12 protein-coding genes are annotated in these 12,489 nt (G+C 74.1%); 7 read left to right on the forward strand and 5 right to left on the reverse strand.

Annotation, left to right across the window (positions count from 1 at the left end):
• Nucleotides 1-18: 18 nt before the first annotated feature.
• Nucleotides 19-1,884 carry an ABC transporter ATP-binding protein gene (locus ABTY40_RS11475; RefSeq protein ID WP_352059328.1) on the forward strand — a complete coding sequence of 622 codons (1,866 nt, stop codon included), beginning with the start codon at nt 19-21 and terminating at the stop codon, nt 1,882-1,884.
• A 46-nt stretch (nt 1,885-1,930) separates the two neighbouring features.
• Here the strand turns inward: ABTY40_RS11475 and ABTY40_RS11480 are convergent, their stop codons facing one another.
• Nucleotides 1,931-2,881 carry an NAD(P)/FAD-dependent oxidoreductase gene (locus tag ABTY40_RS11480; protein WP_352059303.1) on the reverse strand — a complete coding sequence of 317 codons (951 nt, stop codon included), beginning with the start codon at nt 2,879-2,881 and terminating at the stop codon, nt 1,931-1,933.
• A gap of 180 nt (nt 2,882-3,061) precedes the next feature.
• Nucleotides 3,062-3,676 (reverse strand): TOPRIM nucleotidyl transferase/hydrolase domain-containing protein, encoded by a 615-nt coding sequence (locus ABTY40_RS11485; RefSeq protein ID WP_352059304.1) that lies wholly within the window; start codon nt 3,674-3,676, stop codon nt 3,062-3,064.
• Nucleotides 3,677-3,987: 311 nt separating this feature from the next.
• Here ABTY40_RS11485 and ABTY40_RS11490 point away from each other — a divergent pair, with 311 nt between their 5' ends.
• Both ABTY40_RS11490 and ABTY40_RS11495 read left to right on the forward strand, forming a co-directional pair.
• Complete coding sequence (locus tag ABTY40_RS11490) at nt 3,988-4,221, forward strand: hypothetical protein (RefSeq protein WP_309054386.1); 234 nt, start codon at nt 3,988-3,990, stop codon at nt 4,219-4,221.
• Nucleotides 4,222-4,369: 148 nt separating this feature from the next.
• Nucleotides 4,370-4,771: a ChaB family protein gene (locus ABTY40_RS11495; RefSeq protein WP_352059305.1), complete on the forward strand. Its 402-nt coding sequence runs from the start codon at nt 4,370-4,372 to the stop codon at nt 4,769-4,771.
• Between the two features lie 227 nt (nt 4,772-4,998).
• On the opposite strand, the gene ABTY40_RS11500 is transcribed toward ABTY40_RS11495, so the two are convergent.
• Nucleotides 4,999-5,961 (reverse strand): glycosyltransferase family 2 protein, encoded by a 963-nt coding sequence (locus tag ABTY40_RS11500; RefSeq protein ID WP_352059329.1) that lies wholly within the window; start codon nt 5,959-5,961, stop codon nt 4,999-5,001.
• 372 nt (nt 5,962-6,333) lie between these two features.
• On the opposite strand from ABTY40_RS11500, the gene ABTY40_RS11505 reads away from it, so the two are divergent.
• Together ABTY40_RS11505 and corA are read left to right on the forward strand one after the other, a co-directional pair.
• Nucleotides 6,334-7,911: a right-handed parallel beta-helix repeat-containing protein gene (locus ABTY40_RS11505; protein WP_352059306.1), complete on the forward strand. Its 1,578-nt coding sequence runs from the start codon at nt 6,334-6,336 to the stop codon at nt 7,909-7,911.
• A gap of 128 nt (nt 7,912-8,039) precedes the next feature.
• Nucleotides 8,040-9,122 (forward strand): magnesium/cobalt transporter CorA, encoded by a 1,083-nt coding sequence (gene corA, locus ABTY40_RS11510; RefSeq protein ID WP_352059330.1) that lies wholly within the window; start codon nt 8,040-8,042, stop codon nt 9,120-9,122.
• A gap of 11 nt (nt 9,123-9,133) precedes the next feature.
• Here corA and ABTY40_RS11515 read toward each other — a convergent pair whose 3' ends face one another.
• Both ABTY40_RS11515 and ABTY40_RS11520 read right to left on the reverse strand, forming a co-directional pair.
• The gene (locus tag ABTY40_RS11515; protein WP_352059307.1) at nt 9,134-10,099 is read right to left on the reverse strand and encodes an NAD-dependent epimerase/dehydratase family protein; all 966 of its coding nucleotides are present in this window, start codon (nt 10,097-10,099) and stop codon (nt 9,134-9,136) included.
• 17 nt (nt 10,100-10,116) lie between these two features.
• Entirely contained in the window at nt 10,117-11,070 is a 954-nt protein-coding gene (locus tag ABTY40_RS11520) for a ScbA/BarX family gamma-butyrolactone biosynthesis protein (RefSeq protein ID WP_352059308.1), read from the reverse strand.
• Between the two features lie 128 nt (nt 11,071-11,198).
• On the opposite strand from ABTY40_RS11520, the gene ABTY40_RS11525 reads away from it, so the two are divergent.
• Both ABTY40_RS11525 and ABTY40_RS11530 read left to right on the forward strand, forming a co-directional pair.
• Nucleotides 11,199-11,879, forward strand: a complete 681-nt coding sequence (locus tag ABTY40_RS11525; RefSeq protein ID WP_352059309.1) for a ScbR family autoregulator-binding transcription factor — start codon at nt 11,199-11,201, stop codon at nt 11,877-11,879.
• A gap of 180 nt (nt 11,880-12,059) precedes the next feature.
• A partial coding sequence (locus tag ABTY40_RS11530) for an acyl-CoA dehydrogenase family protein (RefSeq protein ID WP_352059310.1) occupies nt 12,060-12,489 on the forward strand: 430 nt, incomplete at its 3' end.

The following is a 12,489-nucleotide window of genomic DNA, read 5'->3' on the forward strand; positions in this document are numbered from 1 at the left end:
CGGGCGGCGGTCGCGACCATGTACCGGCTGACCTCCGGCCACCGGGCGTCCGTCGTCGTCGCGACCGCCCTCACACTGGTCGGCTCCGCGCTCGGTCTCGCCCAGCCGCTCGTCGCCAAACACGCCGTCGACGCCAGCGGGCGGGGCCAGATGATGTGGCCGCTTCTCGTGGTCCTCGCCGCCCTGTTCGTCACGGAGGCGGTGACGGGCGCGGCGGGGCGCTTCGTCCTGGAGCGCACGGGAGAGGGTGTCGTCCGGCAGTTGCGCCACGGTCTGGTGGGGCGGCTGCTGCGCCTGGAGATGCGGGAGTACGACCGGCAGCGCAGTGGCGATCTGATCTCCCGGGTCACCACCGACACCACCCTGCTGCGGGAGGTGGTGTCCCAGGCCCTGGTCGACCTCGTGACGGGTGCCCTGGTCTCGGCGGGGGCGATCGCGCTGATGCTCTGGATCGACCCGCTCCTGCTGCTTCTGGTGGCCCTGACCGTGGCTCTCGCCGCCGTGGTGGTCGCCTCCCTGCTCCAGGGCATCCGCGCCGCCTCCGAACGCATGCAGGAATCGGTCGGGGCGATCGCCGCGGACCTGGACCGCGCGCTCGGCGCCCTGCCGATGGTCCGCGTCCACCGGGCGGAGGACCGGGAGGCGGCGCGCGTGGGCGAGCGCGTCGAGGCGGCGTACGGCGCGGGCGTACGGACAGCGAAGCTCGCCTCCCTGATGAGCCCCGCCGTCGAACTCGCCGTCCAGGGCTCCTTCCTCATCGTCCTCGTCATCGGCGGACTGCGGGTGGCGGGGCGGGACAACTCGCTCGGCGACCTGGTCGCCTTCCTGCTCTACGCCTCCTATCTGGTCCTCCCGCTCTCCTCGGTCTTCCGCGCGGTCGGGCTGATCCAGCGGGGCATGGGCGCCTATCAGCGCATCGACCAGGCCCTCCGTCTGCCGGTCGAACCGGCGGAACCGGACACGGAGCCGGGCGCAGGGCCGGGCGAAGGTCCGGGCGGAGGGCCGGGCGGAGGGCCCGGTACCGGGCCGCGCACCCGGGCCACGATCACCGTCGTGCGGGAGCGGGAACGGGGGCGCGTGGCCGCCGGGGCGGAGGGGGCTCCCGTACTCGCCCTGCACGACGTGCACTTCGGCTACACGGCCGGCCGCCCCGTGCTGCGGGGCGTCTCCTTCTCCGTCCCGCGGCACGGCCAGACGGCCCTCGTCGGCCGGTCGGGCGCCGGCAAGAGCACCGTCTTCGCCCTCGCCGCCCGCTTCTACGAACCGGACGCAGGCCGTCTGCTGTTCGACGGGCGGCCCGCCGCGGAACTGAGCCGCGCCGCCTGCCGGGAGCGGATCGCGGTCGTGGACCAGGGCCTCCACGTCGTGCACGGCACGCTGAGGGACAACCTCACCTACGCCTCCCCCGGCGCCACCGACGCCGAGGTGCGGCGCGTCGTGGAACTCGCCCAGCTGGAAGGCGTGGTCCGCAGGCTGCCCGGTGGTCTGGGCGGCGTGCTCGGGCCCCGCGGCGGCACCCTGTCGGCGGGCGAGCGCCAGCGGGTCGCCCTGGCCCGCGCCCTGCTGGCCCGCCCGGCGCTCCTCCTGCTCGACGAACCCACCTCCCACCTCGACAGCGTCAACGAGACGGCGCTCACCACCGTCATGCGGGACGCGGCACGGGAGGCGGCCGTCCTGGTGATCGCCCACCGTCTCTCCACCGTCCAGCACGCCGACCGGATCATCGTCCTTGAGGAGGGCCGTGCCGTCGCCGCCGGACGGCACGAGGAGCTGCTCGCCGGCAGCCCCGCCTACCGCGGGCTCGCGGCGGGGCAGATGCTCCGGCCCGCGGCGGCCGTCGGCGGCACCAGGAGCCCCGGGCCGCCGGCGCGCGGCGGAGGGTGAGGCCCCCTCCCCGGCCGGACCGGGACTCCGGGGAGGGCCGGGCCCGTCACCCCGGGCCCTGGGACGTGGCGTAGTAGGCGCGCAGCGCGGCCTCTCCTCCGGAGCCGAACGCGGTCATGATCCGCTGGTAGCGAGCGGACCGGAGGTCGCCGGCGACGAGGACGCGCGGGTGCTGCGCCGCCGGCGGGCAGTAGCCGTCGCCGTCGCGCACGAGGTCGCCGGGCGGGGCGTCGGGCGCGCTGCCGAGGCTGAGGTACACGGCGTCGGCCGTGACCGTGTGCCGTACGCCGTCCCTCCCCACGGCCTCGGCCGCCACGGGGGCGCCGGTCCCGCCGCTCAGCGTCAGGTGCTCGACGGGCAGCAGGGTGACGCGCGGGTCCTCCCGGATCTCCTCGGTCTTGTACGCGTCGGCCGCCGGGTACGCCACGAGGAGGCGCGTACGGGTCGCCGGGTGGGCGCGCAGGAACGTGCCGACGGGGCGGTCGCCGCCGAGGACGAGGAGCGTACGGCCTTCGGCGCGGGCCGCGTCGGCCTGCCAGAGCGGTGGTGGGACCGGGCCGGCGGGGGCGGTGATCCAGGCGGTGTCGCGGGGCAGGCGGGGGCCGACGCCGGTGGCGACCACGGCGTACCGGGCGGAGAGCCGGACGCCGGTGCCGAGGGTCGCGGTGACATGGTCGTCGGCGGCGCGGAGCGCGCTGACGCGGTGACCGAGCAGGAGGCGGCAGAGGTCCGTGCCGGTCACCTCGGCGGTGACGGCCTCGGCGAGTGCGGGGCCGGTGGTGTGGCCGCCGAGGACGTTGTTCAGCGCGGGGATGCGGTGCAGGGTGTGGCACAGCGCCTCCGGTTCGACCAGGACCGAGCGCATCCCGACGGCCGCCGCCATGCGGACCGCCGCGCAGCCGGCCGGACCGCCGCCGATGACGAGCAGGTCGGTGTCGGGGATGCCGGCCGGGCCGGGGGAGACGGGCGTACCGGCGCGGGGCGGAGTGTCGGCCATGAGGACCATTCCAGCACCCCCGCCGCCCCGCCCCCAGGGGGGTGCCCCGGGGCGCGTGGCCGGCCGTACACCCACGCGAGTCCCCTGGACCGGGGCCGCTGTGCGACCCGTACGCCGCAGCGAGGCGTACGCCGGCGGCGCGAGCGCTCCGACCGTGCGCGGGATCCGGACCGGAGGGGGTCAGAGGGTGGCCAGGAGGTCTTCGAGCGGGGCGGGTACGGCGTCCGGGGCGAGGGCCTCGACGAGGACCCGGCCGTAATGGATCTTGCGGCCCTTCTTGGTGCCGAGGAACCGGCGCAGCTGCTGTTCGGAGGTACGGCCCCGCTGGGCGGGCTGGCTCAGGAAGGTGCGCAGGGCGCGCAGGTCGCCCTCCGTCTCGACGAGTTCGCACACCCGGGGGGCGCCGAGCGCGCGGATCAGCTCCTCCTCCAGGTCGGCCGCGCAGACGAAGAAGTCGTGGCGCGCGCCGGCCGCGTCGAAGCCACGGGCGTAGTAGCCGCGCTCGCGCGCGTCGCACAGGCCCGTGAGACGCAGGCCGAGGCCGGCCGGGCCGAGGAGGCGCGCGAAGCGTCCGACGTTCATGGCCCCGCCCATCGACAGCACGCACACGCCTTCGGCGGCCAGGTCCCGGCCCCGGCGTCCGGTCAGTGCCTCGACCGCCGCGACGTCGCTCGGGCCTTCGAGCAGGACGACCGTGCGGACGGACAGCAGCGCGGCCGCATCGGGGACGGCGTCGCCGGGGCCCCCGGCCGCCCACGCCGTGACCGCTTCCCGGAACGCCTCCATGTCCGCCATGGGAGGAGTCTCGCCCCTGCTCCCGGGCGGCGCGACGGATTTTCGCCCCGGCGGCCCCGCCCCCTCCGTCCCCCGTCACCTCTCCCCCGTGCCTCCGCCGACGGGAGAGGAGCCGCATACCGGATCGGTGAGCGGGTACGGGCGGACCGTGGCGCAAGGCGACAGAAGCCGCGCAGCGGAAATCCGGAATCTTCCGGACAGCGGGCCCGGGCCGGTCCGGCCCTCCGGAGAACATGCGCCGCTCTCGCCGGGCGCGACGACCACCTCCGAGGAACGCTTCACCGAGTCACCGAGGAAGGAAGGGAATCACCATGACGCACGACACCGAGACCGGCGGCATCACCGGCACGAAGGACAAGGACTACAACCTCGTCTGGTACGTGGAGAGCTGCCTCGACAACGCGCTGCGTCTGGAGACGTACATCCAGGACGCCGAGCGGGAGAACGACAGCGAGGTCGCGGAACTCTTCCGCAAGGCCCAGTCCGACAGCCGCAAGGGCGCCGAACTCGGCAAGCAGCTGCTCCGCGCCCGCCTCGGCGGCTGACCACCGGACCGTCCGGCGACCGGGCGCGACCCGGGTGCCGGACGGCCCCGGCACCCGGAACATCGGCCCGCGAGCGGCGAGGGAACGCGCCCTGCGTCGCAAGGGGCCTCGCCCTGGCCGTGGCCCCGGACCCCAGCGGAGGTGAAGCATGCCGGGACGAGACGAGCTCCCGTCGACCCTCGAACGTTCCCCGGAGGAGGCGCAGCGCACCTGGATCAAGGCGCACGACGCGGCCGTGGACCAGTACGGGGAGGGTGAGCGGGCGCACCGGGTGGCGTTCAGTGCCCTGAAGCACATGTACGAGAAGGTCGGGGATCACTGGGAGCGCAAGGAGCACGGCCGCAAGGGGCCGTCGGACGCCCGGGCGGCGACGCCGCGCGAGCGGCCGGCGCCGAGCGGCGAGGGCGTGGACGAGCAGGCCACCAAGCACCATCTGTACGAGCTCGCCCAGCGCCTGGAGATCAGCGGCCGGTCCCGCATGAGCCGGGAGGAACTGCTGGAGGCGATCCGCAAGGAGAACCGGTCACGGACGCGCAAGGCCCGCTCCTGACCGTCGCGACACGGCCGCTCCAGGCCCGCTCCCGATCCGCCACGGCATGCTCGGGCACCGGCTCCCGCAGAGCCCGAGCCCGGCCCTGACCGCCGCGAACCCGCCCGGGGGCACCGGCCCCGCGGAACCCGGCCCTGACAGGGCTGTTCCGACGCCGGGCCCGCGCCCCTGTCCGCCGTACGCCCGCCCGCTCACCGGCGGCGGGAGCACCACGCCCGGAGGGACCTTCAGCCGCCCTCGCGCGCGGAGGCCCGGTCCGCCGTGCCAGCGCCGCCGCGCCCCTCACCGTGCCGGTCGACGCGGCGCGCCGCGGCCTCCACGGCCGGCGGCAGCGTCCTGCGCTCGCGCAGGGCCGCCGGGAGCCTGGCGAGCACGCCGCGCAGCGCTTCCCGGGCGTCCGGGTCGCGGCGCGCGTCGCGGGCCAGTGCCCGGGCCTGCCGCAGGACCACGGGGAGCGGCCGGCGCAGCAGAGCGGTGACGACGGCGTTGCGGCGCTGCACGGCGGGCCGGCCGGGGCGGACGCCTCCGACGGGGCTGTGGAGGGCCACCACCTCGGGGCAGTAGCGGACGTCCCAGCCGCACGCCAGGAGGTCGTACGCGAAGAGGGTCTCCTCACCGCCGAGGAAGAGGAGCGGGTGGTAGCCGCCCGCCTCCAGGTAGGCGGCGCGGCGGGCGACGGCGGCGCAGGCCAGGAAGCCGAGCACGCGCGGTCCGGGCGGACCGCCGGGGGAACCGAGGGGTGAGCCGGCGAGCACGTCGTTGAGCGGGTCGTCGTCGCCGCCGGCGCCGACCCGTACCCGGGCCGCCACCAGGCCGAGCCGGGCGTGCCGGTCGAGCAGGTCGGCGGCGCGGGCCAGGGAACCCGGTTCCCAGCCGGAGTCGTCGTCGCAGAACGCCACATAAGGGGTACGGGCGTACCGCACGCCGAGGGTGCGGCCGGGGGCGCCCAGGTTGCGACCGGGGGTCAGGACGGCCACCTCGGGGTGGCCGGCGGCGACGGCGGCGGGTGTGCCGTCGGTGGAGGCGTTGTCGACCACGACGATCTCCGGCCGCTCGGGAAGGGCCGCGAGGCGGTCCAGGGTGGCGAGCAGCTGGTCCCGGCGGTTGTGGGTGATCACGACGACGGTGAGACGGCGGTCGGGGGTCGGCGGCGCGGGGTCCCGTCCGGACCCGGGATCGGGCTCAGGCATCGGCACGGGCGTGCCCCCTTCGCGTGTCGTCCCCGCCAGTCGGCCACCGGTGCGCCCGTGTGGAGCGGCCCGGCCGCCCCGGCCGCCTCCGGCCGGGCATCACCGGCCGCTTCCGTCCGCCCACGGTAGGCCGGTGGACGGCACCCCGCACCCGGACGGGAGACGGTCCGGAAGTACCCGCGCCCCGCGCTCACACCCTGCCCTCGCGTTCACAGCGCTGAATCTCTCTCACTCTCCTACGTATTGACGTGTTCACAATCCTCGCCCTAGCGTCGATGAAAGCGCTTTCTACACCCTTTCCCCCCACTTTCCGGCAACTGCTGTTCACCCATCTGAATTCTGGCGACACACCCCCACCCCAGGAGCCCATCGATGCGCACCCGATCCGTCACCGCGAGCGTGAGCCTGCTGGCCGGCACGCTCGTGGCGCTCTCCGGCACCACGGCGCAGGCCGCGACCACCCGCTACGAGGCGGAGTCCTCCCCCGCGGTCTGCACCGGCACCATCGACTCCGACTGGGCCGGCTTCACCGGCAGCGGATTCTGCAACGGCACCAACGCGGTCGGCGCCGCCGTCCAGTTCACCGTGACCGCGCCCACCGCCGGCACGGCGACCCTCCACGTCCGCTTCGCCAACGGCACCACCACGGCGCGGACCGCGAACGTCCTCGTCAACGGCGCGACGGCCGCCTCGGCCACCTTCGAGAGCACCGGGACCTGGGACGCCTGGACGACCAAGACCCTGACCGTTCCGCTCTCCGCGGGCTCCCACACCGTACGCCTCAGCCCCACCACGGCGGCCGGCCTGCCCAACGTGGACCGCCTGGACGCCGAGGTGGCCGGCACCACCACGCCGCCGCCGTCCGCCTCGGCGCTGTACGTCGCCCCGAACGGCACCGCCGGCGCGGCCGGGACCCTCGCGGACCCGACGACACTGGCCTCCGCGATCTCCCGCGTCACCCCCGGGGGCACGATCCACCTGCGCGGCGGCACGTACCGCCACGCGCAGACGATCACCATCCCGCCGGGCAACAACGGCACCGCCGCCGCCCGGACGAAGCTCGCCGCCTACCCGGGCGAGACGCCCGTCCTGAACTTCTCGGCGATGAGCGAGGGCTCCTCGAACCGCGGCCTCGCCGTCAACGGCTCCTACTGGCACATCCACGGCATCGTCGTCGAACGGGCCGGTGACAACGGCATCTTCGTCGGCGGCAGCAACAACGTCATCGAGCGGACGGTCACCCGCTTCAACCGCGACTCCGGCCTCCAGCTCTCCCGGATCGCCTCCACCACCCCCCGCGACCAGTGGCCGTCGAACAACCTGATCCTGAGCGCCGAGTCCCACGACAACGCCGACGCCGCGGGCGAGAACGCGGACGGCTTCGCCGCCAAGCTCACCGTCGGCCCCGGCAACGTCTTCCGCCACACCGTGGCCCACCACAACATCGACGACGGCTGGGACCTCTACACCAAGACCGACACCGGCCCCATCGGCACCGTGACGATCGAGGACTCCCTCGCCCACGACAACGGCACGCTGTCCGACGGCACCCAGAACGCCAACGGCGACCGCAACGGCTACAAGCTCGGCGGCGAGGGCATCGCGGTGGACCACGTCGTACGCCGCAGCATCGCCTTCCACAACGGCAAGCACGGCTTCACCTACAACAGCAACCCGGGCTCGATGGCCGTCTCCCGGAACCTCGCGGTCGACAACGCTCAGCGCAACTACCAGTTCGACGCCGGCACGTCGGTCTTCCGCGGCAACACCTCCTGCCGGAGCGGCAGCGGCACCAACGACCGGATCGTCGGGGACGCCGACGCCTCGAACCAGTTCTGGAACGGTACGAACGGCTCCCGCTGCTCCTCCTTCACCGGGGCCCTGGCCTGGTCCTACACGTCCGACGGCCGGCTGGCGGTGACCCTGGGCGGCAAGCCGGTCGTCCTGTGACCTGACGGCCCGGCGGGATCACCCGCTCCCCCGTTCCGCGCCCCCGGCGTACGGCTCACGCCCCGTACACCGGGGGCGCGGACGGTGGCAGACTGACCGTCGTTCTGCCGAAGGAGTGTCCCGTGTCCATGATCCAGCGCCTGCGCAGCGCCGTCCGCCGGTCCTACCGGCGGACGGTCGACCTCAGCCACCCCGCGCGCTCTCCGCTCGGCAGCTCGGTCGTCAACTGCGTGGTCTATCTGGACGGTGTACGGCGCTCCGGGCGCGGCTCCGTCGAGGACGCCCTGCGGCAGGTCCGCAGGACGGGCGAGGGCTTCGTGTGGATCGGCCTGCACGAGCCGGAGGAGAAGGAACTGGCCGGTCTGGCCGAGCTGTTCGGGCTGCACCCGCTGGCGGTGGAGGACGCGGTCCACGCCCATCAGCGGCCCAAGGTGGAGGAGTACGACGGCGTCCTGTTCGCCGTCTTCAAGACGGTCCGGTACGTCGACCACGAGGAGCTCACCGCCACCAGCGAGGTGGTGGACACCGGCGAGCTGATGGCCTTCGTGGGCCCCGACTTCGTGATCACCATCCGGCACGGCGGCCACGGCTCGCTCGGCCCGCTCCGGGAGGCCCTGGAGGCGCTCCCCGAGCAGCTGGCCAAGGGGCCGTCCGCCGTCCTGCACGCGGTGGCGGACCACGTGGTGGACGACTACCTCGCCGTGGCCGACGCCGTACGGGACGACCTCGACGCCATCGAGAACGCGGTCTTCGGCGAACACGCGGACCGGCGGGACGCCGGTCGCATCTACCAGTTCAAGCGCGAGCTGCTCGAACTGCGGCGGGCGGTGGCCCCGCTGGACCGGCCGCTCCAGCAGCTCGCGACGCGGCCGATACCGCTGGTGGACCCGGACATCCGCGCGTACTTCCGGGACGTGGCCGACCACCTCTCCCGGGTCACCGAGCAGATCGCCTCCTACGACACCCTGCTCGACTCGATCCTCCAGGCCCACCTCGCGCAGGTGACCGTCGCGCAGAACGAGGACATGCGCAAGATCACCGCGTGGGCGGCGATCGTCGCCGTGCCCACCATGGTCTGCGGCGTGTACGGCATGAACTTCGACCACATGCCCGAGCTGCGCTGGACCTACGGCTATCCGCTGGTCCTCGCCGTCATCGCCCTCGCCTGCTTCGTGATCCACCGGGGGTTCCGCCGCAACGGCTGGCTGTGACCGCCCCTTCCTCAGCCGCCGCCGAGGGACCCGCGGTACCAGGCCTCGTGCCGTGCGAACCCGGCGGCGAAGCCGGGGCCCGGGTCGCAGCCGAGCTGCGTCCAGGGACGGTCGTCGGCGAACCAGTGGTCGGTCGCGAGCATGGCGAGGTGATGCGCGGCGAAGGGCACGTCCGCGAGCAGCGCCCGGGCCGTGGCGAGGTCCACGGCGGCGCCCCGGGGCGGGCCCCCGCGCGGGGCGAGCAGCCGCTCGGCCGCGGCGAGCAGCTCGCCCACCGGCACGGGCCGGGGATGGCCGACGTGGTACGGGCCGGGTTCGGTGCCGGGCGCGAGCGCCGCGCCGAGGAGGACGCGGCCCAGTGTGTCCACGTCGATCAGGGAGTGCAGCGAGTCACCGGCGGCGAGCGGCCCGGGCAGGGCGCCCAGGAGCCGGACGAGGCCCGGCATCACCTGGCGGTCGCCCGCGCCGTACACGAGATGCGGCCGCAGCACGGTGCCGCCCGCGTCGAGCACATGGCGTTCGCCCGCCGCGCGGGTCCTGCTGGTCGCGGAGCCCGGCGCGAGGGGCAGGGTGCCGGGGGCGGCGGCGCGGAAGGGGCCCCGGCCGTGGACGGACGCGGTGCTCAGGGCGACGATCCGGGTGACCCCGGCCCGTACGGCCGCGTCCACCAGGGCACGGGTCCCCTCGTCGTTGACCGTACGGAGCAGCTCCTCGTCGCCGCCGATGGCAGCGGCGCAGTGGACGAGGACGTCGACGCCCTCGCAGGCCCGGCGCAGGGCGCCGGGGTCACGGAGGTCACCGGGGACGGTCTCGTACACCGGCCCGGTACCGGTGCCGTCCGCCGTGGGGGCCGGCGGGTCGGCGGGGCGGCGGGTGAGCAGGCGTACGCGCGCGAGGTCGTGGTGGCCGGCGGTGGCGGCCAGGACCCGGCCGCCGATGAAGCCGGTCGCGCCGGTGAGGAGGAGGCGGGGTGCCACGGTCGCGTCCGCCCCGTTCAGCCGGCGAGCCGGCGGTCGAGGCCCAGGCCGGCCACGGCCAGGCCGCGCGACGGGGAGGTGAGGTCGCAGTGGAAGACCGGCCGGCCGTCCTGGTGGCCGGTGACCTTGACGGTGGTCACCGAGGGATCCGGGGTGGGGACGGTCTCGGCCTCGATCCAGCAGGGGGCGTCGAGTTCGGCGTAGCGGGCGAAGGAGACGTTCATGACGGTGGGCAGGTAGGCGCTGCCTCCGCCGACGGTGAGGGCGGCCGCCTGGCGGGCGGCTTCGAGGAGCACCATGCCCGGCACGTGGTCGTTGGGGCGCCGGAAGAGGGTGGTGTGGGCGGTGTTGACGCGCAGCTGCCACTGGTGGGGGGCGGGGCCGGGGGCGAGGGCCACGTCCCGGGAGTGCGCGCGGCCGACCAGGTGCGGTTCGACGCCGGGGATGAGCGGGACGGGGCGCCCGAGCGCCGCCATGCGCTGCCCCCGGATCCTGCGGTACGCGAGGGCGGAGGTGCAGCGGGCGAGCGCGCTGCCGGTGGCGAGCAGCCGGCCGTCGCGGGTGAGGACGAGGGTGCTGCGCAGGTTGCGGAGGCTGTTGCCGCGGCTGGTGAGGTCGGAGCAGACGAGGTCGACGGTGATCTCCGAGGAGAGCCCGTCGACGGCGAGGACCTCGGGATCGGCGGTGTAGGAGAGGCCCCACATGACGAACTGATCGTCCACGGGTACCCCGAGTTCGGCGTGAGCGACGAGCATGGTGGCCTGTCGTATCGTCTCGGCCACCAGGACGGGGTCGTGCCGGTCTCCCGCGACCGGAGAGAAGAAGGGATGGGACGCGGGCCAGTGCGCGGACACGGTGAAACGGTTCTCCCGGAGCCGGGTCCAGCTCGTCGGGAGGATGTCCGCGGGGTCGGTTCGGTGGACGAACTCCCCGGGGACGGTCGATGTCGTTCCTCGGTGGTTCTGATCCATGGATTCCCCTCGCGTCCCCGCGCCCCCGGGCGGTGACACCGCCCGACGTAGATTACGTAGAGCACGGATTCCTTTTCAATGCTTCACGTCACACGTTGAGCACAGACAGCGAGACAGCAGGAGGCGCCTTGGCGCAGCAAGCGCGTGCAATCCGAACGCGGCGGTTGCTCCTCGAGTCGGCCGCGTCCGTCTTCGCCGAGCGCGGTTACGAGCGGACGACCATCGGGGAGATCCTGACCCGTGCCGGGGTGACCAAGGGCGCCCTGTACTTCCACTTCGCCTCCAAGGAGGAGCTGGCCCTCGGCGTCCTGGAGGCCCAGATGCTCGACGTGCCGCTCACCCCGCAGGACGTCAAGATCCAGGAGCTGGTGGACCAGGCGTATCTGCTGACCCACCGGCTGCAGCGGGACGCGCTGGTGCGGGCGAGCGTCGCCCTGGCCCTGGACAGCGGAGCCTCCGAGGTCAATCGGGCCGCGCCGTTCCGTGCCTGGATCGACCAGGTGTCGGAGATCCTGACGGTGGCCAAGGCGCGCGGGGAACTGCTGCTGCACGTGGACGTGACGGACACGGCCGAGTTCTTCTCGGGCGCCTTCTCGGGGATCCAGGCGATGTCGCAGATCCTGTGCGAGCGCGACGACCTCGCGCACCGGGTGGCGGTGCTGCTCCAGTACGTCCTGCCGAGCATCTGCACCCCGGTCCTGCTGAACCGCGTGGACATGAGCGAGGACCGGGCCCGCCGGCTCGGGCGGGAGTACGACGCCAACCGGCTGCGCCGGGAGGGCGGCGGCCTCGCCGAGGTGTACTCCTGAACGGACCCCGAACCAAACCGACCGTGCGGTCCCGACCTCACGAGAGCGCCCCGACGTGAATCACGGTCGGGGCGCTCTGGCGTGATGGCACTGAGTGTGTTTTGCTGAGGGTACTCAGTGCCATCAGCGGCGCCACAAGCGAATCTGCGGTGCCACGCGTCTTTAGGGGAGCTCCAGACCATGGGCAAGGACTTCGACCTGTATCGACCTTCGGAGGAGCACGACATGCTCCGGGAGTCGGTGCGTGCGCTGGCGGAGGCGAAGATCGCGCCGTTCGCCGCTGCGGTGGACGAGGAGGGGCGGTTCCCCAAGGAGGCCCTGGACGCGCTGGTCGCCAACGATCTGCACGCGGTGCACGTGCCGGAGAGCTACGGCGGTGCGGGCGCGGACGCGCTGGCCACGGTGATCGTGATCGAGGAGGTCGCCCGGGTCTGCGGTTCGTCCTCGCTGATCCCCGCGGTCAACAAGCTCGGCTCGCTGCCGGTGATCCTGTCGGGTTCGGAGGAGCTGAAGCGGAAGTACCTCGCGCCGCTGGCCCGCGGTGAGGCGATGTTCTCCTACTGCCTGTCGGAGCCGGACGCCGGTTCGGACGCGGCCGGGATGAAGACCC

Source organism: Streptomyces sp. NPDC126503 (assembly GCF_040302405.1).
Lineage (GTDB): Bacteria > Actinomycetota > Actinomycetes > Streptomycetales > Streptomycetaceae > Streptomyces > Streptomyces gulbargensis.

What these genes read in the sequence shown, in the direction of transcription:
- corA (WP_352059330.1), top strand. Translation starts at nt 8,040, where the DNA reads ATGATCCAGCGCCTGCGCAGCGCCGTCCGCCGGTCCTACCGGCGGACG.
- ABTY40_RS11520 (WP_352059308.1), bottom strand. Translation starts at nt 11,070, where the DNA reads ATGGATCAGAACCACCGAGGAACGACATCGACCGTCCCCGGGGAGTTC.
- ABTY40_RS11500 (WP_352059329.1), bottom strand. Translation starts at nt 5,961, where the DNA reads ATGCCTGAGCCCGATCCCGGGTCCGGACGGGACCCCGCGCCGCCGACC.
- ABTY40_RS11475 (WP_352059328.1), top strand. Translation starts at nt 19, where the DNA reads ATGTACCGGCTGACCTCCGGCCACCGGGCGTCCGTCGTCGTCGCGACC.
- ABTY40_RS11490 (WP_309054386.1), top strand. Translation starts at nt 3,988, where the DNA reads ATGACGCACGACACCGAGACCGGCGGCATCACCGGCACGAAGGACAAG.
- ABTY40_RS11495 (WP_352059305.1), top strand. Translation starts at nt 4,370, where the DNA reads ATGCCGGGACGAGACGAGCTCCCGTCGACCCTCGAACGTTCCCCGGAG.
- ABTY40_RS11485 (WP_352059304.1), bottom strand. Translation starts at nt 3,676, where the DNA reads ATGGCGGACATGGAGGCGTTCCGGGAAGCGGTCACGGCGTGGGCGGCC.
- ABTY40_RS11505 (WP_352059306.1), top strand. Translation starts at nt 6,334, where the DNA reads ATGCGCACCCGATCCGTCACCGCGAGCGTGAGCCTGCTGGCCGGCACG.
- ABTY40_RS11480 (WP_352059303.1), bottom strand. Translation starts at nt 2,881, where the DNA reads ATGGCCGACACTCCGCCCCGCGCCGGTACGCCCGTCTCCCCCGGCCCG.